Raw genomic sequence first — 26,595 nt, forward strand, 5'->3', positions numbered from 1 at the left:
TCAAATTCCCTACCTGGAGTTTCGACGATTGGCAAAAAAGGCTTGTTTTTTTCGTTGCTTTTCCTTGTTGTGCTCTTTCTTTTCCTGCGCCGTCATGGGTTTGTCGGTTTGTGGAAACGGATTGTTGTCTTCCACGTTAATTTTTTGGCGGATAAGGTTTTCGATGGCGCGTACGTCTCCATTTTCTTCCGGTTCGCACAGGGAAATGGCCGTGCCGGATTCTCCCGCTCTTCCGGATCTTCCGATCCGGTGCACGTAGGTTTCCGGGTCTTCCGGAATGTCGTAATTGATGACGTACTGGAGCTTGTCGATATCAATGCCCCTGGCAGCGATGTCCGTGGCCACGAGTACCCGAATGGAGCCATCCTTGAATTGGCTGAGGACTTTCTGCCGGTGATTCTGTGCCTTGTTACCATGAATGGCAGCCGCCTCTATGCCGGCCCCTTTCAGATTTTTTGTGATTTTATCGGCTCCGTGTTTGGTTCGCGAAAACAGCAGGACCTGGTCAATCTTTTTATCTTTCAGAATATGGAAAAGCAAGTCTTTTTTGGTGGACTTGTTGGTAAAATATACCTTTTGTTGCAGGGTTTCGGCGGCCGAAGAGACGGGGCTCACCTCAATTTTGATCGGGTCGGTCAATATTTCATTGGCAAGTCCTACGATGTTGTCCGGCATGGTAGCAGAGAAAAAGAGGGATTGCCGTTTTGCGGGTAGTAATTTCAGCAACTTTTTGATGTCGTTGATAAACCCCATGTCCAGCATTCGGTCGGCTTCGTCCAGAACAAAAATCTTAATTTGATCCAGCTTGATGTATCCCTGATTGATTAGGTCCAGGAGCCTTCCCGGGGTGGCTACCAGGACATCTACCCCCCGGTTTAGGGCACTCACTTGTGAGCCTTGCTTTACCCCACCGAAAATGACCGCATGCTTCAGTCGGGTATATTTTCCATAAAACTCCAGGTTTTCGTGTATTTGTATGGCCAATTCCCGGGTAGGGGTAACAATCAGCGATTTGATACGAACGCGGCCTTTCTCTACCGACGGATCGGTATGAAGGAGCTGAAGGATGGGTAAGGCAAAAGCGGCTGTTTTGCCGGTACCAGTTTGAGCACTACCCAAAATGTCTCTTTTGGCCAATACCTGTGGAATGGCCTTTTTTTGAATGGCTGTTGGCTCTACGTAATTCTTTTCCTGAAGCGCTTTCAGTAAGGGTTCTATTAAATTTAGTTCTTTAAATGTCATGAAATCGTATGGTTCGAATGACCGAAATGGCCATAAAATTAGTATCTGATTAAATTTTTGTGGAGAAATGATCGGTTGTTGGAAATTGCCGATGGGAATCTGTTACCTTTTCCAGCTGTTGTTCCTGCACCGTTAACGCATCTTGGGCGGCTTAAAAGGAAAATGTGAGCGGGCGGAAAAACGCATTTTTTTCGCAGGGCAACGGCTGATTTTAGCAGTCGTTTCGTTTATTCCGGGTAAAGGTAGTCAGATTTATTGAAAGGAATGCGGGATGTGGCCTGAAATATTTGTTGCTAACACCTCGCGCTTGCCTTGTAAACGAAGGGTTTTGGGCGTTTGGTTCCATTCTTACCCGGCAAACCACTCCGGGTACCCGTTGGGGGCCCTGCCGGAAGGTACCGGGATTTGTGCCTCCCATGGGGAAACGGGTAGAACTTTCGGCGGCCGGGCTGGGTTTATAGATGACGTATTTTACAGGCATGAAAAAAGAAAAACTTTTACTCTGGACGCTGGCAGCGGTTAATTTTACCCATATCGTGGATTTCATGATCATGATGCCGCTGGGGCCGCAATTGATGCGGGTCTTTGCCATCTCACCCCAACAATTTGGCTTGTTGGTGTCTTCCTATACCTTTAGTGCAGGTATTAGTAGCTTTATTGGGGCCTTTGTGCTGGATAAATACGACCGACGAAGCATATTTCTTTGGGTGTTTGTAGGTTTTCTGGTTGGGACGCTGGCCTGTGCGCTGTCGCCAAATTATGGATTTTTGCTTGCGGCACGTATCGTTTCGGGATTGTTTGGAGGGCTTACTTCGGCCCTGATTTTCGCCGTTATTGGGGATGCGGTTCCGGACGGTAGGCGTGGAAGGGCTATGGGACTGGTCATGGGGGCGTTTTCCGTTGCATCGGTTTTCGGGGTTCCTTTTGGCCTGTTTATCGCCAGTCTTTCCAGTTGGCACGCACCTTTTTTCTTTTTGGCGGTATTGGCTTTGGTGATTCTTTGGTTGATTTACCGGTACGTGCCCTCCATCACGGCACACCTGCAGCAGCAGGGGGATGCCCGGCCCAATCCCCTGCAAGTCATCCGCCGGGTTACGGGTAATGCCAATCAGATGCGGGCCATATCCCTTACGGTGCTCATGATGTTGGGTCAGTTCATGATCATTCCCTTTTTGAGTCCGTTTATGGTGTCCAATGTGGGTTTTTCGGAATTGGAATTGACCTATATTTACATGGCAGGGGGATTTTTTACGGTATTTACTTCTCCTTGGGTAGGTAGGTTGACGGATACGTACGGCAAGGTCCGGGTTTTTTCTGTATTTATGACCTTGAACGTGATTCCAATTGGGATTATAACCCATCTGGGCATTACCCCCCTGTTCGTTGCGCTGCTCGTTTCTACGGTTTTTTTCATTACCTCCAATGGCCGGATGGTTCCCGCTGCTGCACTGATTACCGGTACCGCCAAACCGGAAAACCGGGGTAGTTTTCTTAGTTTTAATGCTGCCGTGCAACAATTGAGCGCAGGCCTGGCGTCTTTCCTGGCAGGCATGGTGCTAGTGGAAGGCGTAGATGGTCAATTGTTGCATTTTGAATGGGTGGGATATGCAGCGATTGTTCTCAGTTTGTCTTGCATTCCCTTAATCCGGAAAATAAATGTAGTAGACACAGAGGCGGTGCTGGAAAAAGTGCCGGCTGCCACTGCTGTAGAAAAATAGAACGGTGCGTGCCTTGGCCTACCGAAATTTTATGCCTGGAGATATGTTCTACCGATTGTTTGGATTTTTCTTGAATGGCCTCGCCCGTTTGGCTCCGAAGCGGGCGGGAAAGCTGGCCTTCTACCTGTTTTGCAGGCCGAAACGCCGGGGAATTAACGGCGAAGAGCGGGCGTTTCTCAAGGCCGGGAGTTTCAAAAAAATGGATGTAAATGGGCAGGTTATTCACCTGTATGGATGGGGAAGCGGCGCCAAAAAGGTACTTTTTTTACACGGTTGGCAAAGCAATTCTGCTCGTTGGCAACCGTATGTCGACGCACTGGAGGGGTCAGGCTTCCGTGTACTGGCCTACGATGCACCCGGACACGGTTTGAGTGGAGGCAATCGGTTTACCATTCCCGAAAATGCTGAGCTGATCCAGCGAGTCACGAACGCAGTGGGAGGAGTTGATGCCGTGGTGGGCCATTCGCTCGGTGGGTATTCTTACCTATATGCGCGATCCATGTACGTACTTCCAGTGGCAAAGCGGCTGGTAATCCTTGCTTCCCCGGTGACGATTGGGGCGTTGGTTGAGGTTTTTAGCAAGGCCCTTGGCCTGTATCCGAAAACGGTGGCTTGCATGATGGAGGAAATGGAAGTCAGGACGCCCGGAGGCCTGCAGCCTTTCGGGTTAAGCAAGCTGGCGGGTACGCTATGCCTGCCGGGACTAATCATTCACGACCAACAAGATGAACGAATCCCTTTTTGTCATGCGGAACAGCTCGCCGCCGTCTACCCCGAGGCAAAACTAATCGCCACCCGTGGTCTGGGTCACCGATTGCGTTCCGATGAAGTGGTTCAACTGGTAGCTGGTTTTGTTCGGGGATCTGCAAATGAGGGCAATTGAAATAGCGACGCGAATGCCAGTTTAGTACAGGGAGTTTTTCGACCCGCGACAAAATCCATGTCAATACCTAAAGACTCCTGCAATTCCGGTATCCGTAGGCATGGTATCCGGGGGCATCACGATCACGTTGCCGCCCATCTTTAAAACCAATTCTCCCATATCGTCCAGTAGATCATCCACCCGGGGATTGTCCATGTCTTTTTTCTGGGTGTTGCCCGTTACTAAATTGGTGATGCGGGCGGCGATGATTCTGTCCTCTTCTACAAGCAAGGTGCCGATCCTTCCCTCCACCGCAGCTACGGCCAGTTCTTTATAGTCGTCTGTTCCTTTACCAGCTGCTTTGGCCTCCTCATATTGCCCGGCATGATTTTTTAGATTCTCCAGGTAGGCAGGCTCCATGACGTCCCAAGCCATTTTAGCCAATTTTTCTTTTGGCACAGCCGAGGGATTTACCTGTATTCCTTCGTGCAATAGCGCGGAGTTTTTGTTCACCTGCTGAAAAAGGTGGTGGTGTTCCGGTAGGGCGGCCAGAATAAGGGGAATTCCGAGTGGTTTTGAGAAATTTTCTTCCACTTTCTTGGATACCAACCGAAAAAACCGCTCTGCATCCAAATCTACCTGGTCTTTTTTACCGCCATGGCCATGGTGCATGGCGTTATTTTCTCCCGCAGCTCCTCCATAGGAGGCTACGGTGTGGTGCTCATCTGTAAGTTCTTTGCCCAGGGCATCCTCCAGGGTGTTGGGTATGTCGTCGTAAAGTTGTATTTGTTGCAATGAATGCCTGTTTCCTTCGTATAAAGTGAATTCGTCCAGGCTCAAGCCCAAAAGGTGATAGCGGTCGGTGGACTGTAAATACTTCCGAAGTGGCTTGGTATGAAAACTATCGGCCACATTGGCCAGGCTTTCGACGGCTATGGGCAAGTTCACCACCTTGACAAAGTCGGGGGAACTAAATACCGCCAGGCCATCGAGACTGGTATTCCAAAAGGCATCGTCGCTGGATATTTTCTCAAGGGGAGCCAAAACAGTCCGGGTTTCATCGGCGCTGTGTTTTTTGCGCAAGGACTCTTCCATTTCTTTCAACAGGTTTTTAAACCGAATGGGGTCTTGCCGGTTATCCGGATGGTTGCGGTAAGTTGGCATGTACAGCGAAAGGCAAGGTGCGCTCTTTGCTAGCAGTAAGTCTTGTATAAGTTTTTCGGATACTAATTGCATGGAAGGGAATGAATAGGGTGCAAAATTGACATAAACTCTTAATAAAAAGCATTGGTTGAAAAAGGTGCAATCGCTATGCCAGAGTAGCGTTGGATTCCCAATTGTTTGTGAACAGGGCTTGGGGGCATTGAGCGCAGAAAAATCACAGCGGAACCCAGACGATGGCTAAATTAATTGGCACGGGCTTTTGGCAAGGTAAAATGAAATTGGCTGCCTTCTCCGGGCGTAGAGGTTACCCAGATATCACCGCCATGATTGGTTACGATTTTTTTGCAAGTTGCCAGGCCCAGGCCGGTTCCGGCAAAGGTTTGCTTGTTGTGAAGTCGATTGAAGGGTTGGAATAACTGCGGGAGGTTCTCCGGGTCGATCCCAATGCCGTTGTCCTCCACGGTGAAATGGTATTTTTCAGGATCCTGCCTCACATGGATGCGAACCAGCGGTTGGGTGTTTGCGGGTATAAATTTCAAGGCATTGGATACCAGATTCAAAAATAACCGATAGATGGAGTTTTGGTGGCCGGAGAGCTGCAGGTCCTGGGAGGGAAATACCATCCTGGCTTCTTTTTCGGTAATTCTCTTTTTTAGGTCGCTTCGCACAAGATCGAGCACTTCTGTCAACGAAAAAGTGCCCATGGAGGTCAGTTCCTTTCCTGCTTTGGAGTATTCCAGAATATCCTGGATCATTTGCTGCATACGAATAGAGCCATCCATGGCATAGTGTATGTATTGAAGCCCTTTTTCGTCGAGTTTGTTTTCGTATTTTTTCTTTAGCAAGGAGGTAAACCCCGAAACCATGCGTAGGGGTTCCTGTAAGTCGTGGGCCGTAATGGACGCAAATTGTTCGAGTTCCCGGTTACTCTTCTCCAGCAGTTCATTCAGTTCCCGGAGTTGTTGTTCGGTCTTTTTTGTTTCGGTAATGTCGATGATGATGGCAACCAGGGCAGGCTGGCCTTCGTACCGCATTTTTTGCAGGTGTACTTTTACCGGGTAGCGTGAGCCGTCTTTTCGCTCGTGGACGGTAACAAAAATCAACTTTTCCTGCGCTTCGGAGACCAACGGCTCTATGAACGATCGAAATTCCGCTTCCTCAAATTCAGGTTTAATGGCGTAGGGAGTCAGTTTTTGAAGCTCCTCCATTCGATAACCGATATTTAACAAGGCACCCCGGTTTGCGTAGGAGAAATGGAGGCTTTTTGTATCAAAAATGTAGATCTCATTCAGGCTGTTTTCCATGATATTCGCCAATTGGGATTTCAGGGAAAGGGTTTGCAACTGCTCCGTCTGATCATGTAGAATGGCCATCATGCATTTTCTGCCGTTGTACACCAGTTCGTGAAGCAATAACTCCCCCTGTATCAGTTCGCCGTTCTTTTTGCGATGAATGGAGGGGTTCAGCTTGCCTGGCTCTCCTTTTCCCAGGAAGTGCTGAATTGACTCATAAAAAACACCAATTTCTTCTTCCCGAAGAAGGATTCCCATGCTATACCCCAGGATTTCGTGGCGTTCGTAGCCGTAACTGCGCAATGCAGCCCGATTGATCTCTAAAATCTCCAAGGTATCCACATCCAAGAGTATTTTGGGAAGAGGGCTGAAATCGAATAGCATCCGGTAATTGGCTTCCGATTCTTTGATTTTGATCTCGGCTAATTTTCGCTCGGTAATGGTTCTGGCGAAGAATGCGGCGCCCGTTATTTTTCCATGCTGCAGAATTGGATGGGCATTTAGCTCGATCCAAATTTCCATGCCGGATTCCAACTTTTCAGCCCGGCAATAGCTTTCGGTAAAGGATTCTCCAGCAAGTGCACGGGTAAAAAAGCTGCTAAAGGTTTGGTGCATGTCTGCCGGGATCTTTTCCGGGAAAAGGGCCGGGGAGCCGGGATAGATCTTGGAACCAAGCAGTAGTTCCATTTTTTTAGCAAAGGCGTCATTAAAAGCAACAAGACGAAGGTTCGTATCGATGCTCCAAATGTCGTCGGTAGTGGTATTGATCAGGGCATCGCTATTCACTCGATCCAGCGCGCGCTGCTTTTCCATCTCGCGGTGGAGCCGGTAGCTTTGCTGCAAAACCCGCTGCTTTTTCCGGCCTTCCAATAAGGTGGTAACCTGGCCTGACAGTAATTTAAGGCTGCGCTTCTGCTGTTGGTCCAATACGGACGGTTCGGTACCAAGTAGGCATAAAAATCCCAACAAAAACCCATTGGGAGAGACCACCGGAAAACCTGCAAAAAAGTGGTATTCGGCATGGCCATTAAACAATTCAAGTGCTGTTTTGCGAGAATCCGAAATCACGATGGGCACATGGGCTTGTTTCCTGCCGAAGCCAGGGGGCAGTACGATCTCAGCAAGGCCATGTTGGGTAAATCCAAACGAAGATTTGGTAAAGGAAATGTCTTTCCCCAGAAAGGTGAGCATAGAGACGGGCGTTTTACCTATCCCTGCCGCCAACTCGGTAAGCGCATCGTATTCTCCCTCGGGTGGGCTGTCCAGAATATCGTACGAATGCAGTACTGCCAACCGCTCCCCTTCATCCGTGTCTGTAAAAGTGGATTTTTTCATGAAAAAAAATTCCGAAGTACAAATTTGGGTAGAACCTTAAATAAGGATTACCAACACAAGTAAATTTAATGGAATTTTTCCGAAAAAACACAAAGCGGCAAAAAATGTCCCCGGCAAAAAGAAACGAATTTTCAGTCTGCCGGGGAAGGTCTACCAATAAACCATTGGGTTAATTCAATTTAAACCGGATGGGAACCCGCATTTTTACCGGAACTTCTACCCCTTTCTGTTTTCCGGGTGACCAGGAAGGAGCCGCTTTCAAAACCCGGAGTGCCTCATTGTCCAAACGCGAATCGACGCCTCGGAGCAGTTCCACTTGGTTGATGCTCCCTTCCGTGTCGACGATAAATTCCGCATATACGGTTCCTTCGACGCCTTCGCTGCGGGCTGTTTCCGGGTACGTCAGGTTTTTCCGAAGGAAGTCATTCCAGCCCTCCATGCCGCCGGCAGGTACGGGCATCTCTTCCACTACATCAAATATTTCTCCCCGCATCACCCGCTCGGATATCTGTTCCGGGCCGTTTTGATCCAGAATGGGTTGTTCTTCTGAGGATTCACAGGCGAAGAATACCAGCAAAACGGCAAGTAAGGGCAGGGAGAGGGCGTAACCAAATCGGGCCAGCCGGGAGGAATTAGGTCGATACATCATCTTTAATCGTTTTTTGAGTTGAAATTGATTGAAATTATTCACTAAGGTGTGCTGAGGAACTGGTCGGATAAGGTGTAAGAGTAGGTCCACGTATGCGTCTTTGGCGTGTTTTTGGGTCATCTGCCGGTCCACCTGGTACTCGTGTACCTCCAGGAGTGCCTTTTCGAAAAACCGAAGGAAGGGATTGAACCAGAACGTGATCTTCAGGAGTTGAAACAAAACCAGGTCCAGGCTGTGCAGGCGGTGGGCATGGGCCGCTTCGTGGGCAAGGATCCAGTCTCTATCTGCCGGTTCGGCATTTCGGGGAGGCAAAAATATCCAATGAAAAAAGGAGGAGGGTTCGAATTCCGGGTGCTCCAAAAGGGTAAACCTGCCCCAGGTAGCCCTTGTAGCCCGGCTTGCCTTTCGGTAAAGCAATAAAAGACCCAAGCCCAGTCGCGCCAGAAAAAAAGCAACCCCGAACCAGTAGGCACCAATAAGGAGAGGTTGCAGGCCCATCCAGGCAGAGGCAGGTGCTACCTGGGATTCGTTTGCATTGAAGTCGAAAGCGGGCATGGCAAGTACCAGTGTATCCTTGAATGCAGCACTTTGATCGGTCAGTGGGAGATGTAGTGCTGGAATTAGCCAGGCCAAAAAAAAGCTGCCCAATAAATAGGTCCGATTCCAGGCAAAAAAGGTCGTTTCTGCGAGACAGAATCGATAAAAGAGGCCGAAGACAGCCAGGCAAACGGTTGCTTCCAATAGGTAGTTGAGTAGCGGATTCATGAGGTATGCTGGTTTTTTAATGTCTCAACCAATTTTTCCAAATCCTCCAGATCTTTTCCGGACAGCTTTTTCTCCTTCACCATAAAGGACAGTACATTTTTGGCAGACCCTTCAAAATAGTTGGTGACCAATTGATTGAAACTTCGGTTTTGGTAGGCCGTCTTGCTGACCAAGGGGTAGTATTCGTGGGTGGTTCCATAGGTACGATGGTCCAGAAATCCCTTTTTTTCCAATTGTTTCATGATCGAGGCTAGGGTGGTATAGGGCGGCTTTGGGGCTGGGTAGGCGTTCAAAACGTCCCGCACCAGCGCTTTTTCCAGGCTCCAAATGATCGCCATTACCTGTTCTTCGTTTGTCGTTAATGATTCCATGGATCAAATAAACAAAAAATAAATTAGTTTTCCTACGAAGATATCGTAAATATACGAATATTTCGTATTTTAGACTGCGGATGCCGATTTTTTCATTAAATCATCGCTAAACCAAGGAATATCTTCGGGATGATTGGAGGTAGTTGGGACTATTCGTATATTCATTGGCTGTACAGAAAATAACGCGTCATGGAAAAATACCGTCTTTCAGTCAATGGAAAAATGCAGGAGGTTACTGCCCCCGCCGACATGCCCTTGCTTTGGGTAATTCGGGACCTGCTCTCACTCAAAGGGACCAAGTTTGGTTGTGGGCAAGCGCTTTGTGGCGCCTGCACGGTCCATGTCGACGGTGTAGCCACACGTTCCTGTAGTCTGCCGGTTTCGGCAGTTGGAGACCGTGCCGTGACCACCATAGAAGGTCTGTCTCCTACCGGAGACCATCCTCTGCAGCAGGCCTGGGAGGCCCATGTAGTGCCCCAATGCGGGTATTGCCAATCCGGGCAACTCATGAATGCCGCAGCGCTCCTGGCAGAAAACCCCCGTCCTAGCGAATCGGAAATAGAAGCAGCAATGGCCGGAAATTTATGCCGCTGCGGTACCTACAACCGCATAAAAGAAGCAATCCTAACCGCATCATCCCAGTCCTAACCGCCACCGCTCATGCTACCGAAACTCCCGTTTTTCTCGAAAAAAGAACCGATTGATAAAAGTAGGGTATACCTGCCCGACAGAAGGGAATTTTTGAAAATCAGCTCCCTGATCGGCGGCGGCTTTTTGCTTGGAGTGAATTTCCAATGTGCCGGACCCAAAGGGGAAACCCGCACGTTTGCACCGAATGCCTACCTGAGAATCGCCTCCGATAATACGGTTACCATCATCGCGCACCGTTCCGAAATGGGGACCGGTATTCGTACCACGCTCCCCATGGTATTGGCCGATGAGTTGGGTGCGGACTGGAAAGCCGTCCGCATCGAACAGGCCGTGGGTGATGAAGCCACCTATGGGGATCAGAATACCGATGGGTCCTACTCGATACGCATGTTTTTTGAACCAATGCGTCGGGCCGGGGCCACCGCCCGTCACATGCTCAGGCAGGCAGCTGCTGAGCAATGGGACCTGGACGTTTCGGGCTGCGATACCCGCGACGGCATGGTAATACACGAAAGCAGCGGTCAACAAATCCCCTTTGGAGATTTGGTGGAACGCCTGCAGCAACTGTCCATTCCGGAAGAAGAAAGCCTGACGCTGCGGTCCCTATCGGATTACACATTGGTGGGAAAAGACGTTCCGATTTACGATATACAGGAAATTACCCAAGGTAAGGCGCGGTTTGGCGCGGACCTGGATCTTCCTGGTCAGCAAATAGCGGTAATTTTGCGCAGTCCCGTCGTCGGGGCAACGATTCGTTCCTACAACGAGGAAAAAGCCCTGCAGGTACCCGGAGTAACCCAGGTGATTAAGATCGCTGGCAATGGCTTGCACCCGGGGCTAAACAAGCCTTTGGAGGGCCTGGCTGTGCTGGCAGACCATACCTGGGCGGCGATGAAAGGAAGGGAAGCCCTGGAAGTAGATTGGGACCTGGGAGATAACCGGGATTACCAGTGCGCCACCCAGATGGAGGCCATGATTGCCAGTACCCAGCAGGAGGGCCGCCTGCGAAGGGAAAAGGGATCCATCAAAACGGCCTTTGCTGGAGGTGGAAAGACCTTCGAAAACACCTACCGGGCGCCGTACTATGCCCATGCCACCATCGAACCACCGGCTGCCCTTGCCGACTATAAAGACGACGGAAGCATCGTAATCTGGGCACCCACCCAACATCCCCAATGGGCAAGGGATTCGGTAGCCGAAGCCCTGGATATGGATGTCTCCCGGGTAACGGTTCACGTGACACTGCTTGGCGGTGGCTTTGGAAGAAAGTCCAAGCCGGATTTCGTGGTAGAGGCGGCCCTCCTATCGAAAGCCATTCAAAAGCCGGTGCGGGTTCAGTGGACCCGGGAAGACGATCTCCACCACGATTTTTATCATTCCCATAGCGCGCAGCGAATCAAAGCGCAGCTAGATGGCAGCGGGAAATTGGTCGCATGGAACCACCATACCGTTTTCCCGGCAATTGGAGGCACCTCCAATGCCGAGGAACTGCATCCTTCGGACGGAGAAATGGGCTTGGGTTGCACCGACTTTCCCTACGATGTCCCTAATATACGCATCGAATCTCACGAGGCGCGGGCTCATACCCGGGTAGGTTGGCTGCGCTCGGTCAGCAACATTCACCATGCCTTTGCCATTTGTACCATGTTGGATGAAATTGCCGAAGATCGGAGGATGGACCCGGTAGACTACGTACTCTCCCTGCTTGGAGAAGACCGAAAACTCTCCTTTGCTGAAGAAATGAAAGGATCGTACCCAAACTACGGAGAGGCCATAGAGGAGTACCCCTGGGATACTGCCCGAATGAAGGCTGTAATCCGTAGGGTAGCAGCAGAAGCCGGATGGGAAGAGGCGATAAACCAAGGCAAAACCTTGGGATTTGCAGCACACAAGAGCTTTCTTACCTATGTGGCCTGCGTAGTAGAGGTGGCCGAAGACGCATCCGGTAACTTGATCATCCCGGAAGTCCACTACGCCGTGGATTGCGGAATTCCGGTAAATACCGACCGCATCCGCTCGCAGTTTGAAGGAGGGGCGCAATTCGCCACCAGCCTGGCCCTTTCCTCTGCCATTCGGTTTGAAAATGGGCAGGTAATCCAAAATAATTTTGATGGCTACCAAATTATTCGCATGCCAGAGGCTCCGAAAAAGATTTACACGCACATCATCGAAAGCACTGAAAAACCGACCGGTGTGGGTGAACCTCCCGTACCTCCCTTTATCCCGGCCTTGTGTAATGCCTTGTACAAATTGAAAGGGAAACGGATTTATGAATTGCCCATTAAGGAAGGATTTGCCTGAAAAACGTACAGCAAAAATGCATTAGTAGCCAGTATCCAGACATAGCCGTATTGGACAAAACGTGCATCGAGCGAGACCAGAAAGGAGTTGGGAATGTCATGCGAAGATCCTAAAATAGGGCGCAGGAGCTGCCATATCTCGTTGGTCCTGTAGGGCGTCTATTGTTATTGAATGAATAAATCTGCCACTAGTGTCGTCTATAGCTATGCGGTAGCAACCGTAGCCGTGTTCGTAGAGAGGATTGGGACAAACCCATTGTGCCCGGTGCTGTTTCTACAGGCGTAAGGATTGCCGAAAACAGTAGCACCTGCTGCGAGGCCTAATCCCATGGGAGTATGGAACACATCTTATTTTGGGTGCATTTCTGAGGTTTCATTCGAAGCTGTTGGATTTCTTTCAACCTGTCCGTTTATTTTTCAATTGCTTTGGTAATCGTTTTGACAACCAATGGTTGTGAGAAATTGATTTAATTCGAAATCAGGATCCTACCTTTCTAAACCTTCTTCCCTACTTTTTAGAAGCGTATCCCGTCAAGCCAGCTTCTGATGCGCGGCATTTTTAATCAGGAGAATCAGGCTAGACCAAAACAGAACCCAAATTGCCGTTTGCAAAACCAAGGGAAACAGGGTGGTAAAAAAATATCTACTGAGGGAAAGGTTTGGTCTGATAAATGCGTCGTGTCACAAATTTCCCACTTTTTCTCGCCCCGCCTCATAAAGCGTATCTGTAGAAGAAAAGGTGCCCCTGAGATCGGTTTTCCAGTGATCGAACTTTTGGCTTAATCTTTGTCTGCCTTAAGGTAAATTCTATAATACCCCAAAAGAGTACAAGATGGATTTAAAAAACAAAGTAGTGATCATAACAGGAGCGTCAAGCGGGATAGGAAAAGCAACGGCAGTCAAATTGGCGAAGGGAGGTGCCGCTGTTGTATTGTGCGCGCGAAATGAAGCCGAGCTAACTAAGCTAAAAGACACAATTGAATCCAGTGGAGGTAGGGCACTGGTGGTGAAAACGGACGTTACAAAACCTGCTGAACTTGAGAATGCGGTAGCTAAAACGCTAGCTGAGTACGGTTCTATCGATGTTTTGATCAATAATGCGGGACTGATGCCCCTCTCATTTGTCGAAAAACTCAAGACCGATGAGTGGGAAAAGATGGTAGATGTCAACATCAAAGGTGTACTCAACGGAGTGGCAGCGGTGTTGCCAACCATGCGTACGAATAAAAGTGGTCACATTATCAACATATCCTCTTCGGCTGCACACAATTATTTCCCAGGCGGGGCCATCTACTGTGCCACCAAAGTAGCAGTAAAAATGTTTTCGGAGGGGTTGAGAAAGGAGTTGGCACCCCTGTATGGAATAAATGTGACCTCCATAGAACCTGGGGCCGTGAATACAAGTCTGTTTGAAACCATCACGGACGATGACATCAAGGAAAAATTGAAAGGAATGTCGGAGATGACCACGCTTGAGGCGGAAGATATCGCCAATGCCATTTTCTATGCCCTAAATCAGCCCGACAGAGTCAATATCAACGATGTGTACCTGATGCCAACAGCGCAAGGATAAACCCTTTAAACCAAAAAAATGCGAAATACGATGCGTGAACGAACAACCATAGAAACCATTAATCCAGCAACAGGTGAAGTGCTCGATCACCACGAATACATGAGCAACGCAGAGGTAGAGGCGGCCATTTCAAAATGCCACCAAGCCTTCCTAACGTGGAGGGATGTCCCCGTTGAAGAACGTGCTGAACGGATAAAAGCGATCGGTAAAGCCCTGCTCGGTGCCAAGGAAGAGTTGGCGCAATTGATGACCGATGAGATGGGGAAAACGCTAGTACAAAGCCGGCAAGAAGTGGATTTGTGTGCCGCTATTTGCCAGTATACGGCTGAGATTGGACCAAATTCGCTGAAAACCGGGGAGCGTGACATGGTCAATGGAAGCAAGGGACGTGTTTCATATGCCCCAATCGGGGTGGTATACGGCATTCAGCCCTGGAATTATCCAAGTTACCAGGTGGTCCGGTACTCAATAGCAAGCCTGATGGCAGGAAATGCTGTGTTATTAAAGCACGCTTCAAACGTAACCGGCTCTGGTAAATTGCTGGAGCGGCTATACAAAAGCGCGGACATCCCGGAAGGCCTATTTACCACGTTAGTGATCAATCACGATCAGTCGGAGGCGGTGATAAAAAATAACTGGGTGCGAGGCGTAACCCTCACAGGCAGTCCCGGTGCAGGACGAAAGATCGGGCAAACAGCCACCGCTGCGTTGAAAAAAACGGTGTTGGAATTGGGTAGCAACGATGCCTACCTGGTCTTTGACGATGCCGATATCGACCTGGCGGTAAAGGCCTGCGTGAAAGGCCGTATTTACAATAACGGCGAAACCTGTATTGCGGCGAAGCGCTTTATTGTAACGGCAAAGGTGTATGAGGAATTCCGTGAAAAATTCGTGAAAGCCATGAGTGAAGTAAAAACAGGTGATCCGAATGAGGAGAGCACCCAATTGGGTCCCATGGCACGCCAGGATCTCCGCCAAGAGTTGCATGAACAAGTGGTGAATAGCGTTGAGAAGGGAGCCCGGATCGCCTGTGGAGGGAAAATTCCCGATGGAGTCGGATTCTTCTATCCCGCCACTGTGTTGGAAAATGTCCAGCCAGGCCAGCCAGCTTACGAGGAAGAACTTTTTGGCCCGGTAGCCGCATTGATCAAAGCCAGGGATAACGAAGATGCCATGCGCATTGCCAATGACAGCCGCTTCGGACTAGGTGGAGGGATTTTCTCTAAAGATGAAGACGCGGCCATCGAAATGGCAGAGAAGCACTTTGATACAGGAATGGTGTTTATCAATACCTTTGGATTGGCGGATCCTGCCATGCCATTCGGCGGGGTCAAAAATTCGGGCTATGGCCGCGAGCACGGTGGATTTGGATTAAAAGAATTCGTGAACATCAAAGCCGTTATGAGAGGGCAGTGAATGGTTGCTACTGGCTTATGTACCTAAAGGTGAGGTTGATCCTTGGATCCAACACCTTTTTGGTAGGCGGCAGGCGATGAAGCCAATGGTCCTGGGTAATACCTTTCATCAGCAAAAGGCTGCCATGTTCAAGGTAAAGCGAGACAGTATTCTTACGTTTCTTGTGTTTAAATGCAAATTTACGCTCGGCTCCCAGGCTGAGCGAGGCAATGGCACCGTGTTTTTTCAGGTCTTTTTCTCCATCACTGTGCCAGGCCATTCCTTCTTCTCCGGAATGATAAAGGTTTAGCAGGCAGGAATTGTATGTTTCGCCGGTATGCTTCTCGGCAATCGTTTTGATCTCTAACAGCTCCCTGTTCCAGGGAAGGGCTCTTTTCGTGCTATTGGAATAGGTGTATTCAAATTCCTGATCCCCGTACCAGGCTACTTTTCGTCTGGTTACGATTTTTTTTCCAAAAATGACCGCCTCATCGTTTTTCCAGGCGATGGTATCCCACAAAGACTTAAAGTAATCATCGGCTTTCGTTCCGGGGATCACCTTGCCATGATAGTACGCCTGGCCGTCTTGCGGTAATACGTTTTTGGAAGGAAATGCTGGATTGTCAAAAAGATTCATGCGGGCAAAGTACGGAAATTTCCGCCTACGGTTCAATCCCCTACGGTACAAGTAAGAAATGCGTGTCAAGTAAACCGGTATAGATTCCATTTGGAAGCGAGGGGATGCGCTGAAAACAACCCCTCGTGAAATGGAAATTGGCGGATAGTCATTCCTCCTCCAAAATTGTGTAGTTAAGTTTTGGAATGGCCATTCCAAAACTATATATTTATGGGCTATCCGTCATTATTTCAAATTTCCCAATGGCCAGGAACAAGTCTTTCGATGAAACCGAAATCTTAAACAAAGCGATGGAGCTGTTTTGGAAAAAAGGCTACCATTCTACCTCTGTGCAGGATCTGGTCGATCACCTGGGAATCAACCGCGCCAGCCTATACGATACCTATAAAGGGAAAAAAGACTTGTTTATGAGGGCGTTTGAAAACTACCGAGAGACCACCAAAAAAGCCTACTACGAGTTATTGTACGCCCAGCCAAACGTTCTTGAGGGTTTTCGAAAACTTTTTGAATACGTGGTTCGTGAAAACACGGATCGTAGGGGTTGCTTTTTAGTGAACATCACGACCGAATTGGTGCCGGAAGATGGAGATTTGAAAGACATGCTTCGGGAAAATCAAATTCAATTCGAAAAGCTGTTTTTTGACTACCTGAAATCCGGCGAGGCAATGGGCGAAATTTCCAGAGGGAAGGACCTTAAGGCCTTCGCCAACCTGTTATTTACCCTTTACAATGGGGTGCAGGTCATCTCCAAAATAGAATCCGCCCCCTCCAGGCAATTGGCAGCGGTGGAGGTGGTGTTACAGTTTTTGGAGGAATAAGAGATCATTTTTATCTCAAAAATTCATCTAATTGTTTCTTGAATAGATGCCTTATACCAATTTGGGCACCACCCAATTCGGAAAGGAAATCGCCTTCCATAAAAAATGTAGCGATTGTATTTTTCTCTTGATAACCAAGACGCTTCCATAATTGGTTTTCTTCAATAAACAAGCCATCCGGATCATGTATAAACGGATAGGGAAATTCGTATTCCCTCAGTTTCTGAATGATTTCATCTTTATCCTCGGTGGTAATTACAATAATCACCGGGATGTCCTTATCATACTCCTCTAAAATATCCATAAAGGGAATGGAAAAAACATATAGGCCTTTGGAAACCACCACCAATTTTATTTCAGCATGGATCCAGTCAGGGTCAAAAGCAAGGCTGTCTGTTACCTGATAGGTTTTCAAGTTCTCCGGAAAAACTATTTTAGGATCAACAGGGCCACAGCCAACGAAAAAGACAAGGATTAAAGACAGCAATAGTAGGGTGTACGTACGCATACGTTTGATAGGGATTCCAGAGTGAAAATAGCCACATGTTACGAACAACTAATCCGGGAGGCTCAAAATTTAACGAATAACAAAACCGGGTTATCTCCTTCCTGAACCATCGGGCTGTTGTCCGGCAATTGATCTGCCTCAAGACTTAAATAATCCGGAGCCTGTGCGATGAATACCAAATGGTCTTCCATCAACCCTACAGGATGGAAAAAGGCGGTTAATTCGGTGGCTGATGTGATTCTTTTGCCCGTCTTCATGTTTTCCTTATCCAAGATGACCTGGTGTTTTTTCAGCTCCCCATTTACCTGTACGTCTACCCCAAAAAAGGCTTTATCCTCATTTTCCCAATAGTGGGAAATGAAAGCAAATCCCTGCTGGTTGAGCAATTCGAAACCGGCCATAAAGTCCATTTCAAAAAACCGTTCGGGAATACTGTATTTTCCAAAATCGAATTGATATTGGGGCACCAATTGGTCTTCCGTAACCTGATAGGTTTGGGTATTATAGATTTCATGGAAAAAAACAGCCTCATCAATGGTGGAGAAATTCTTTTCCTGTGCGGGCAGAATTTCATGTTTATTGGCTAGAAATTCCATTACCGTTTCCCCTTCCTCATTAATGATTGCCAGTCGGTTTTCAACCAAGGGAAGATTATAACTTCCGGAAGCCACATAGTGTCCACCGGGCAATTTCGCAATGGAAGTAGCAAAGTATTCAAGACCAACTTGTCCAATAATTTCTCCATTATTATCAAACTGGATAACTTCTGCCTGATCTCCCAGGGTACTGAGGATTTCCATCCCTTCTGCGGTGGGGATAAAATCAGTGATCCTGGCAACCATGCCCGGCCCCTGCCCTGTTTCCACGGTCCTGCCCTGATAGTTACCGTTGCGGTCAAAGGTATGGATGACATCCCTGGCATTTTCATCAAAAATAAAAAGGGCATTTTCATTAAATTTTAAAGTCAAATGGTCGCCCAGAAGGTTATTTTGATTGGTTTCCAAAGGAATCACTTTAACAATAGCGTAGGGTGTATTGAGCAATTCGATGCCTTCTAATTCCATTAAGGGCAACCCATCTTTGGTTTTGATTTCTTTTTGGCAGGAAGCCAGAAGCAGCAGTACTACTAAATATGAAAGGTGAATCAGACGGAATTTCATAAAAAAATTTTCTTTAAACTAAATAATTAAAGTTAATTATCCAATGTTTTTCCCTTCAATTATTGAAAAAGAAAACTAATTTTGGTGGGATTTCAAATTATGAGTCTTCCAAGTGAAAAAAAAGCCAGCTGGCCAAAATTAAATCCTTGCCGTAAAGGAGGAAAGCCAACTGTTGGTGTTTCAAAACCAGAAGGCCCTGGATACCCTAAAACTCTTGCTGCATTACCCGGTCTTCCATTTTTTGGAAAAGGATGTGGAGGAATATATCCAAAAAATAATAGTACCTCTGTCAAATAACCTTGAAATTTTGGACGAATCCGGCCTTTTCAACGAATCCGACCGTAGCCCTTTGCTACAAAAGCAATTGTATGTGTCAGAACTCAGCGGACTGGTGATTTTTCGCCCGGCTATCAAATATGTTCCGCAGGCATTTTCGAATCCCCTGTAGGGCAACAGTATCATGGATGCCGAGAGTAAAACCCTTTACCTGAGAGACGAAGATGTGGAAGATGATTTCGTGGCATTTCTTAGATCCCTGCATCCCAATTTTGGAAGAGGGGTAACCAGGGGTTTTTTCACCTGACGCACGATAGCTTTATGGAAAACCTTTGGTTAATGAAAGCTTTTGAAACGTTGAAGGCCAATCAGGTGACGGTATTTGGCTTGGAAACTAAAAAAATCAAAAAATATTCGCTTTTCGCCCCGACCGTAAACCTCGAATTCCGATCCAGACAGGATTGGTTTGAGCTAAAGGCGGAGGTCGCTTTCGGAAATAATAAGGTCAAATTAAAGGATATCAAAAGAGCCTTGGACCGGGATAGGAATTACGTAGAATTGACAGACGGGACCATTGGGATTTTGCCCGAAAAGTGGGTTCGGAAATTTAACCGTCTATTTCGCAGCGGCGAAACCGATAAAGACCAACTCAACATCTCTAAAACACAGTTTAATTTGATGGATGAGGTGGAAGAACTCATTAATTTTCCGGAGATACTGAAAGAGATTGAAGAAAAGAAGGAAAAGTTAAAGCAGTTTTCCAGCATCAAATCAACCCGCATTCCCAAGCAACTAAAGGCTGAGCTCAGGCCGTATCAGAAAGCCGGTTTCAATTGGCTTAATTTCCTGCGAGAATACCAATGGGGAGGTATTCTCGCGGATGACATGGGCTTGGGGAAAACGCTCCAACTCATTACCCTGATCTGTAAGTTAACTTCCAAAAAAGGGGCGAAGGTGCTCGTGGTAGCCCCCACCACGCTGCTGTTTAATTGGAAGGATGAATTGGAAAAGTTTGCGCCTCATTTGGATTACTTCATCCACCATGGCAACCGCTACGATCAGGTCGAAGCGCTCCGGAAGCATCAGGTTTTGTTGACCAGTTATGGCTTGGTAATCAATGATTTGGAATTATTGCAACAGCTGGAATTTGATCTCATCATCACAGATGAATCCCAGGCCATCAAGAATACCCAGTCCGCGCGCTACAAAGCCATCACCAAGCTCAGGGCTAACTTTCGAATAGCCCTTACCGGAACCCCCATCGAAAACGGGCTGTCGGAGCTATATGCCCAAATGAATTTTGTGAATCCCGGATTTTTTCATTCGTTTACGTCTTTCAAGGAAAACTACCTGGATGCCTTAAAAAAGGGCGATGGAGCGATTCTGGACGAATTGCGCAAAAAAATCGAACCCTTCGTCCTGAGAAGGACGAAACGAGAAGTGCTCAAAGAGTTGCCGGATAAGACCGAAGAATACCTGTATTGTGAGATGGTCCCAATCCAGCGCAAAATATACGACGCCTACCGAAACGAATACCGGGATTACCTATTGAAAAAGTTTTAGGAAGAAGGAGCCGCACAGTCAAAAATGTACGTCTTGGAAGGATTGACGCGTTTGCGCCAAGTATGCGATGCCACGAATCTGGTTTCCCATACCGAAGAAATGGAAGCCTCAGCGAAAATTGATTTACTTTTAGAGCACGTCAAAGAAAAAACAGGGGATCATAAATTATTGGTATTTAGTCAATTTGTAAAGATGCTGGACATCGTTTAGGAAAGGCTAAACGAAAACCACATATCCTACACCTATTTGGAGGGCAAAGCCAGTTTGAAGGAGCGGGAGCTACGGGTAAATCAATTCCAGCAGGACCCCACAAAGCGGGTATTTTTAATCAGCCTAAAAGCGGGGGGAACAGGCCTTAACCTCACGGCTGCTGATTATGTGTATATTTTGGATCCCTGGTGGAATCCAGCCGTAGAAAACCAGGCCATCGACCGCTGCTATCGGATGGGACAGAAAATAAACGTGATTGCTTACCGCATGATATGCAAAGACACCGTCGAGGAAAAGATCGTGAGACTCCAGGAATCAAAAAGCAAGTTGGCCGGGGAGGTTATCGCAGAGGGGGACAGTTTTTTTGGAGAACTGGACGGGGACACCATGCTGGCGCTATTTGATTAAGCATGCAGCCATTCTTCGGCTGGCAGCGGGTGAATTTTTCTTTCTAACCGTTGTCGGGGAACAGGCAATCCCAATGAAAAAACCGTAGCTGAAGGTTCCGTTGCGGGAAGGCCAGACTCAGGCGATACTTCGGATCCATGGAAAAGCTTCTCACCTGCCACTCCCGGTTTGGGCTTAGTGAGGGCAGCAGCATCTCCTGACTTCCGCTAAGAAAGGTGTATTCGTTCAAGTGATCCGTCATCCCCAGCCCAATGCCTTTCAGCAAGGCCTCTTTGCGGGTCCAGATGGTATAAAAGGATTCGATCGGCCTGGGGGATTGCCTGATGTACGCAATCTCGCTTTCGGAAAAAAAGGTGGGAAGCAGTTCCTCAAACGTAAACCGCGGATCGATCCGCTCGATGTCAATTCCTACCTCGTTCCCGGAAAGGGCAATGACAACCCAGTCGCCCCCATGGCTACTGTTGAAGTGAAATTCATCCCTACGGAGCAGAAAGGGTTTGTTGTACCTGTTTTTGCCAAATCGTAGAGAACCATTGTCTTCATTCAGATAAACCTGTAATAGTTTCCTGAGAAATCCCCTACCCAGGATGTACCGGTTTCGATCCGGTTTTTGCGCAAATCGGTGCGCCTGTGCGCGTTCTTCATCAGACAAGAATCCGTTAATCGTTTCAAAGGATTGCTTGGATAAGGAAAGCGGAATACGCCATATATCCAGGAAAATACCGTTTTTGGAATGCTTTTTCTCCTTCCAGTCCGGAGGAGGTATTTCTTCACAAAAAACCTTGATTTGCACCACGTAAACGGATCGTTGTAGTAGGATTTCTGGAAATATAGCCAATTTTTTTTTATGTAGCTACCTCCTGGTGGGATCATTCGGAGCGCAGGCTAGTTCATCGGGAACCCCATCTCCGTCCCTGTCGGGGTTACTTCCACTGTCGGTAAAGAGCAACTGCCAGGATACGGGCAACTACGTACTCAGGATTTCGTTTTCGAATTCTTCGGTTGGGGAACAGCTAACCTGTGTGGCGATAAAGGAAAACCCCAAATCAGGAAAAACCTTTACATCGACCACAAACACTCCGGTAAAGCCCTGGGATCGCATCATCCGGGAGGCGATCGTTTGCTGCATGCCAGTGCTGGGCTGACTTCCGCTTCCGCTATCGGTACAAACAACGGCTACATTCTGGCCATTTCTACCAACAGTTTTGCCCGTCAATCGGCCCACCGATTTCTTCACAACCCCAGAGATTCTGGACCGATTCCGGTGGGGATTTGGAACAGCAGAAATGGCCTCTAAATTGGTAGTTGCTAAAAGACGCGAACAAAAAAACGAAGTTTCTTACGTTAATTCTGTATTCTGTGTCATTATTTTGGAATATAATTTGGGATTAATTATTTTCAAACCGGCATTGATCTGATGTATTGATTAATCTTTTTAATCGTTATTTAACGTGAGACGAATGGAAAAACGAATTTTTGACCTGGGGGGAAAAAAACTATTGATTGTAGACGATGACCCCGTGGTTCGGCTACTTTTGAAAATAACGTTAACTTCCTGGAAAAACACGCTTTTTGAGGTGGCGGCAGACGGGGCGGCTGCCCTAAAACGGGTAGCGACTACCGGATATGATTTAATTTTGATGGATTTGCAGATGCCTGTATTGGATGGCTTCGAGACAGCCAGGGCCATTCGCTCGGGTCAGGTTGGGATCTCCAATCAGAATATTCCCATAATCGCGATCTCTGCGGATCTTTCGGAGGGAGCCAAAGCAAAATGTTTGCATCTGGGGATCGACGAATTTCTACTCAAACCCCTGGATACTACGACCCTGTATGGAAGCATACAGTTTCAATTAGGGGATCGCTTAAGGCCTGGCAATTTGGGCTGATAGGAGTTTTTCCCAGGAAGCAAGCAGTGCCGGGATTGTAGTTCGTTACTAACCTTTATTTCTCCCGCTGACTAGCGGCAGTACCTTGTGGCTTTCCCACCAGCTAAAATCACGAAAATACGGGCGATGCTATCCAGGGATCACGTATATTCGTGTCAGCGAAGCTTCGTTGGTATTCGCAGATTTACCGGCTGCAACCTGGCTTGTCGAAGCGCAGTGAAGCCCCGAAAAAAGCGGTCGCTAATTCCTTTGCTTATGAAAAAACGCTATCAGTGGATTATTCTCGTGCTCCTACTTGTGTTTGATGGATGCCAAACCGACACAAAAAAAACGGCGGAAAAGCCAGCGAATCGTGAATCGCAGGAAAAAAAACGTTCCGCTCTTTTGGAGCAGCCAGCAAGTACCCTGGCCCGCAGCTACTGTACCGGCTGCCATTTGTTGCCAGATCCAGGATTGCTGGACCGGGCGACTTGGGAAACCATCCTTCCAAGAATGGGGCATTATTATGGGATTTACGCCAATGATACCATTCGGGACTGGCTTTTGGAAGGAGGAAGGGCTGGACAAATCGTTGAGCAACAGCAGGTGTTTCCCAAAACGCCGATTATCGATTCTCTTATTTTCGGGAAGATCAGCAGGTATTACCTGGAACAGGCTCCGGAGCAATTAACCCTGGAAAAAAGAGAACCCATCCGCAAGGGCCTTCCCCATTTTCGGCTGAAAAAACCAGGTAGCAAAACAAAAAACGCCATGACTCTCATGGTGAAAATCGATTCCCCAGACCGTTTTTTTATTAGCGATGCCGGTAGGTCCAGCTTGTCCATTATGGATGCCGATTTTCAGGTCATCAAAACAGCACGCAGTCCGGAGGGAACGGTCTGGATCCACACCGACGAGAAAGGGAGTCTGGCGCTGGTAATCGGTACCTTTAATCCGACGGACATGGACCTGGGTTTTGTCATGCAGCTTCCAGATGCACCCGGTCAGCCGACCCCCATTCTGGTTCAAAACCTGCAACGTCCTGTCCACCTGGATCGGGGAGACCTGGATGGAGATGGGCTGGACGATTTGCTTATCTGTGAATACGGCAAGCAGACAGGTGGCCTTAGTTGGTGGAAGCAGAATCCCAATGGGAGCTTTCAAAAGTTTCCCCTGCGTAACAAACCGGGCGCCACCAAGGCGTATATCCGAGACCTGAACGGTAACGGGAAAAAAGATATCATCGCACTTTTTGGACAGGGAGACGAGGGTATTTTTATTTATCATAACCAAGGGGGAGGAGCGTTTGTGGAGGAGCCGGTTTTACGGTTTCCGCCCAGTTATGGCTCCAGTTTTTTTGACCTGGTCGATTTTAATGCCGACGGGCATCCGGACATCGTGTACACGGCCGGAGACAACGCGGATTACGACCCAATTACCAAACCCTACCACGGCATTCGCGTATTCCTCAACGATGGCCGCAACCGGTTTGAGGAGGATTTCTTTTATCCGTTGCCCGGTGCATACAAAGCGGTTCCGGCTGATTTTGATGGGGATGGAGACTTGGACATTGCCGCAATTTCGTTCTTTCCCGATTTTGAAAATGCTCCGGAGGAGGGTTTTGTCTACCTGGAAAACAAAGGGGAGGGCCGCTTTGAAGCCAGCACGTTTGCCGGATCCACTGGGGGTCGTTGGATGGCAATGGATGTAGGGGACATGGATGGAGACGGAGATTTGGACATTTTATTGGGATCCATGGTGTTTGGTACCGACTATACCCGCTACTTCCAGCAGTGGGTGGAGGGTAGCCTTCCCTTTCTCTGGTTGGAAAACACGTCGGAGTAGCGCCCGTATTCCGTACGCTTGCAAATCTTCCCGAAGCCGGGCTCTATTAAACTACTTTTTGGGATGTAGTTCAAGGTTGAAAGCGTACGGGAAGGTACCGGCAAGGATGTCTCAAACGTTTTTCTTTTTTTGGCCTTCCCTTGCTTACAATTTGGTTACCAACTCGACCAGACGGTTCGAATACCCGGATTCGTTGTCGTACCAACCCACTACCTTGACCAGGTTTCCCATGGTGGAAGTAAGCTCAGCATCCAGAATACAAGAATGCGGATTACCCACAATATCTATTGAAACCAGGGGGTCTTCTGAGTACTCGATGATGCCCTTAAAATCGGTTTGGGAAGCTTCGTAAAATGCCCGGTTGATGGTGGCGGCGTCGACTTCTTTTTCCAACAACACGATCAGGTCGGTAAGCGAGCCATCGGGTACGGGTACACGCATCGCGGAAGCCTCGATTTTCCCGCGCAATTCCGGTAAGACCACCTCCATTGCCCGTGCGGCATGGGTAGTGGTAGGAATGATGGAGTAGGCAGCGGCTCTGGCCCTACGCAGGTCCCGGTGCGGTGCGTCATGGAGGTTTTGGTCGTTGGTGTAGGAGTGTACCGTAGACACATAGCCCTTGACAATTCCAAAGGCCTTATCCAGTACTTTCACCATGGGAGCCAGGCAGTTGGTTGTGCAGGAAGCGTTGGAAACGATGGTCTCGTCCCCTTTCAGGATGTCTTCGTTCACCCCCAGTACCACCATGGGCACTTCCGGACTTTTAGAAGGAGCGGTGATGATGACTTTTCTGGCCCCTGCCTTTAGGTGCAATGCGGCACCCTCCACACTGGTAAATTTACCGGTTGCTTCCAAAACCACGTCGATGTCCAGTGCTCCCCAGGGGATGTATTGCGGGTCTTTCTCGGCAAAGATCCGGATGATCTTGTCCCCAACCTGAATGTTGCCGTCTTTTTCGACCAATCGATGCGGGTATTTGCCGTGTACGGAGTCGTACTGCAGCAAATGGACCAGCGTCTTTGGATCGGTGAGGTCATTTACGGCCACCAAATCGAGGTCAGGTCTATCCAGGATCAGTTTAATGGTGAGGCGGCCGATCCTTCCACAGCCGTTGATAGCAATTCTTTTTTTCTTCATGAGTAAACTATCCGCCGAAATTAAGAAAGAATTTTAAAAACCCGCCCGATCCTGATTAAATCGGCAAAAAATGGGTTGATTTTCGCGGGATATGCATTGATGGGCGGGGCATTTCTTCGGCTGCAAGAGAGGCAAGAGACGCTTTTTTCAGGGGTAGGAAACGGGTACCCCTCCAAAAGCAAAGCGCCTTAAACACCCCGAGCTGCTTGTTCATTCCGAACCGCCATCAGTATCCAGGGGAAGTGCACAGCGGGTTACAAACCCGCTATACCCGTTAAGATCGATGCATACACAAAGTACCGAAGAATCCGGAATAGGCTAAGCAAAAGGTAGGTTCTCGGGTGCAATCCGCCCACGCCGGACAGCAGGGAAATCGCAGAAAAGGGCAAGGGCGTAATGGAGGCGACGACGACCAAATAGCCGCCATATTTTTCAAACAGGCGCATGTACCTTCGCAAGCGGGGAAATCGTGTGCGGCTGATCCAGTCTTTGTCCCGCACCCACCTCCCGAGAGTAAAGTTTAGAAAACCCGCGCCGTAGGAAATCACGGACAGGATGCCAATACTCAGGAAATAGGGACCGATACTCGCCGTTTCCAGCGACCAGAGCATAAAGACCTCCGGAGGAATGATACCGAAGAGAATCTCGGACAAAACGAACATCCCCATGACCAGGACGGTATTGTCGTAAATGCTTCCAAACCAGGCATAGCGCTGCTCTTCCGTGCTGAAATGCCGAAATAGTAGAAAAAGACCCACCAACAGTGCCAGGTAAAAAAAGCTTTTTAGCAAGTTTAGCAGCAAAAATTTTGCCCTTTCCCGGTTTTTTCTAGTAGCCATACGTGGAAA

The 26,595-nt window shown here is 48.2% G+C and carries 25 protein-coding genes; 13 read left to right on the plus strand and 12 right to left on the minus strand.

Annotated elements, in window-relative coordinates:
• Window positions 1-9: 9 nt before the first annotated feature.
• Window positions 10-1,242, minus strand: coding sequence for a DEAD/DEAH box helicase (locus BMW71_RS06070; protein WP_092170941.1), 1,233 nt, complete (start codon window positions 1,240-1,242; stop codon window positions 10-12).
• Between the two features lie 479 nt (window positions 1,243-1,721).
• On the opposite strand from BMW71_RS06070, the gene BMW71_RS06080 reads away from it, so the two are divergent.
• Together BMW71_RS06080 and BMW71_RS06085 are read left to right on the plus strand one after the other, a co-directional pair.
• Window positions 1,722-2,960 (plus strand): MFS transporter, encoded by a 1,239-nt coding sequence (locus BMW71_RS06080; RefSeq protein WP_092170946.1) that lies wholly within the window; start codon window positions 1,722-1,724, stop codon window positions 2,958-2,960.
• 31 nt (window positions 2,961-2,991) lie between these two features.
• A complete protein-coding gene (locus BMW71_RS06085; RefSeq protein WP_092170949.1) occupies window positions 2,992-3,843 on the plus strand; it encodes an alpha/beta fold hydrolase in 852 nt (283 codons plus the stop codon).
• Between the two features lie 60 nt (window positions 3,844-3,903).
• Here the strand turns inward: BMW71_RS06085 and BMW71_RS06090 are convergent, their stop codons facing one another.
• From BMW71_RS06090 to BMW71_RS06110, 4 genes are all read right to left on the minus strand, one after another.
• Window positions 3,904-5,058, minus strand: coding sequence for a baeRF3 domain-containing protein (locus tag BMW71_RS06090; protein WP_092170952.1), 1,155 nt, complete (start codon window positions 5,056-5,058; stop codon window positions 3,904-3,906).
• 170 nt (window positions 5,059-5,228) lie between these two features.
• Window positions 5,229-7,613: a PAS domain-containing sensor histidine kinase gene (locus BMW71_RS06095; RefSeq protein ID WP_092170955.1), complete on the minus strand. Its 2,385-nt coding sequence runs from the start codon at window positions 7,611-7,613 to the stop codon at window positions 5,229-5,231.
• A 169-nt stretch (window positions 7,614-7,782) separates the two neighbouring features.
• Window positions 7,783-9,027: a TonB family protein gene (locus tag BMW71_RS06105; RefSeq protein WP_092170960.1), complete on the minus strand. Its 1,245-nt coding sequence runs from the start codon at window positions 9,025-9,027 to the stop codon at window positions 7,783-7,785.
• Window positions 9,024-9,398: a BlaI/MecI/CopY family transcriptional regulator gene (locus BMW71_RS06110; RefSeq protein WP_092170963.1), complete on the minus strand. Its 375-nt coding sequence runs from the start codon at window positions 9,396-9,398 to the stop codon at window positions 9,024-9,026. The genes BMW71_RS06105 and BMW71_RS06110 overlap by 4 nt, the downstream gene beginning before the upstream one ends.
• A 189-nt stretch (window positions 9,399-9,587) precedes the next feature.
• On the opposite strand from BMW71_RS06110, the gene BMW71_RS06115 reads away from it, so the two are divergent.
• The 4 genes from BMW71_RS06115 to BMW71_RS06135 all read left to right on the plus strand — a co-directional run bounded on the left by BMW71_RS06115 (window position 9,588) and on the right by BMW71_RS06135 (window position 15,338).
• Entirely contained in the window at window positions 9,588-10,046 is a 459-nt protein-coding gene (locus tag BMW71_RS06115; protein WP_092170966.1) for a (2Fe-2S)-binding protein, read from the plus strand.
• A gap of 12 nt (window positions 10,047-10,058) precedes the next feature.
• Window positions 10,059-12,350, plus strand: a complete 2,292-nt coding sequence (locus tag BMW71_RS06120; protein WP_092170968.1) for a xanthine dehydrogenase family protein molybdopterin-binding subunit — start codon at window positions 10,059-10,061, stop codon at window positions 12,348-12,350.
• 831 nt (window positions 12,351-13,181) lie between these two features.
• Window positions 13,182-13,922 (plus strand): SDR family oxidoreductase, encoded by a 741-nt coding sequence (locus tag BMW71_RS06130; protein ID WP_092170973.1) that lies wholly within the window; start codon window positions 13,182-13,184, stop codon window positions 13,920-13,922.
• A gap of 30 nt (window positions 13,923-13,952) precedes the next feature.
• Window positions 13,953-15,338, plus strand: coding sequence for an NAD-dependent succinate-semialdehyde dehydrogenase (locus tag BMW71_RS06135; RefSeq protein ID WP_092170976.1), 1,386 nt, complete (start codon window positions 13,953-13,955; stop codon window positions 15,336-15,338).
• A gap of 7 nt (window positions 15,339-15,345) precedes the next feature.
• Here the strand turns inward: BMW71_RS06135 and BMW71_RS06140 are convergent, their stop codons facing one another.
• A complete protein-coding gene (locus tag BMW71_RS06140) occupies window positions 15,346-16,023 on the minus strand; it encodes an alpha-ketoglutarate-dependent dioxygenase AlkB family protein (protein WP_317041130.1) in 678 nt (225 codons plus the stop codon).
• 116 nt (window positions 16,024-16,139) lie between these two features.
• Between BMW71_RS06140 and BMW71_RS06145 the strand changes: the two genes are divergently transcribed.
• Window positions 16,140-16,772 carry a TetR/AcrR family transcriptional regulator gene (locus tag BMW71_RS06145; RefSeq protein WP_218145563.1) on the plus strand — a complete coding sequence of 211 codons (633 nt, stop codon included), beginning with the start codon at window positions 16,140-16,142 and terminating at the stop codon, window positions 16,770-16,772.
• Window positions 16,773-16,782: 10 nt separating this feature from the next.
• Here the strand turns inward: BMW71_RS06145 and BMW71_RS06150 are convergent, their stop codons facing one another.
• Window positions 16,783-17,280, minus strand: a complete 498-nt coding sequence (locus BMW71_RS06150; RefSeq protein ID WP_092170982.1) for a hypothetical protein — start codon at window positions 17,278-17,280, stop codon at window positions 16,783-16,785.
• A 62-nt stretch (window positions 17,281-17,342) separates the two neighbouring features.
• Window positions 17,343-18,440 (minus strand): 6-bladed beta-propeller, encoded by a 1,098-nt coding sequence (locus BMW71_RS06155; RefSeq protein WP_092170985.1) that lies wholly within the window; start codon window positions 18,438-18,440, stop codon window positions 17,343-17,345.
• Window positions 18,441-18,524: 84 nt separating this feature from the next.
• On the opposite strand from BMW71_RS06155, the gene BMW71_RS23515 reads away from it, so the two are divergent.
• From BMW71_RS23515 to BMW71_RS06175, 4 genes are all read left to right on the plus strand, one after another.
• Window positions 18,525-18,737: a hypothetical protein gene (locus tag BMW71_RS23515; protein ID WP_143057565.1), complete on the plus strand. Its 213-nt coding sequence runs from the start codon at window positions 18,525-18,527 to the stop codon at window positions 18,735-18,737.
• 318 nt (window positions 18,738-19,055) lie between these two features.
• Entirely contained in the window at window positions 19,056-20,279 is a 1,224-nt protein-coding gene (locus BMW71_RS06165; protein WP_177179583.1) for a DEAD/DEAH box helicase, read from the plus strand.
• 33 nt (window positions 20,280-20,312) lie between these two features.
• A complete protein-coding gene (locus tag BMW71_RS06170; protein WP_143057566.1) occupies window positions 20,313-20,489 on the plus strand; it encodes an SWF/SNF helicase family protein in 177 nt (58 codons plus the stop codon).
• A gap of 21 nt (window positions 20,490-20,510) precedes the next feature.
• Window positions 20,511-20,897, plus strand: a complete 387-nt coding sequence (locus BMW71_RS06175; protein WP_092170995.1) for a helicase-related protein — start codon at window positions 20,511-20,513, stop codon at window positions 20,895-20,897.
• A 43-nt stretch (window positions 20,898-20,940) separates the two neighbouring features.
• Here BMW71_RS06175 and BMW71_RS06180 read toward each other — a convergent pair whose 3' ends face one another.
• Window positions 20,941-21,735 (minus strand): 4'-phosphopantetheinyl transferase family protein, encoded by a 795-nt coding sequence (locus BMW71_RS06180; RefSeq protein WP_092170997.1) that lies wholly within the window; start codon window positions 21,733-21,735, stop codon window positions 20,941-20,943.
• A gap of 129 nt (window positions 21,736-21,864) precedes the next feature.
• On the minus strand, window positions 21,865-22,134 hold the full coding sequence (locus tag BMW71_RS06185; RefSeq protein ID WP_092171000.1) for a hypothetical protein: 270 nt from the start codon (window positions 22,132-22,134) through the stop codon (window positions 21,865-21,867).
• Between the two features lie 223 nt (window positions 22,135-22,357).
• On the opposite strand from BMW71_RS06185, the gene BMW71_RS06190 reads away from it, so the two are divergent.
• Window positions 22,358-22,786, plus strand: a complete 429-nt coding sequence (locus tag BMW71_RS06190) for a response regulator (protein ID WP_092171003.1) — start codon at window positions 22,358-22,360, stop codon at window positions 22,784-22,786.
• Window positions 22,787-23,041: 255 nt separating this feature from the next.
• Entirely contained in the window at window positions 23,042-24,610 is a 1,569-nt protein-coding gene (locus tag BMW71_RS06195; protein WP_092171005.1) for an FG-GAP repeat domain-containing protein, read from the plus strand.
• A gap of 144 nt (window positions 24,611-24,754) precedes the next feature.
• Here BMW71_RS06195 and gap read toward each other — a convergent pair whose 3' ends face one another.
• Window positions 24,755-25,747 carry a type I glyceraldehyde-3-phosphate dehydrogenase gene (gene gap, locus BMW71_RS06200; RefSeq protein ID WP_092171008.1) on the minus strand — a complete coding sequence of 331 codons (993 nt, stop codon included), beginning with the start codon at window positions 25,745-25,747 and terminating at the stop codon, window positions 24,755-24,757.
• A gap of 254 nt (window positions 25,748-26,001) precedes the next feature.
• Window positions 26,002-26,586 (minus strand): YqaA family protein, encoded by a 585-nt coding sequence (locus BMW71_RS06205; protein ID WP_092171010.1) that lies wholly within the window; start codon window positions 26,584-26,586, stop codon window positions 26,002-26,004.
• Window positions 26,587-26,595 lie beyond the last annotated feature (9 nt).

The sequence above is a fragment of the Cyclobacterium xiamenense genome (genome assembly GCF_900109255.1).
In the GTDB taxonomy this organism is placed as follows: domain Bacteria; phylum Bacteroidota; class Bacteroidia; order Cytophagales; family Cyclobacteriaceae; genus Cyclobacterium; species Cyclobacterium xiamenense.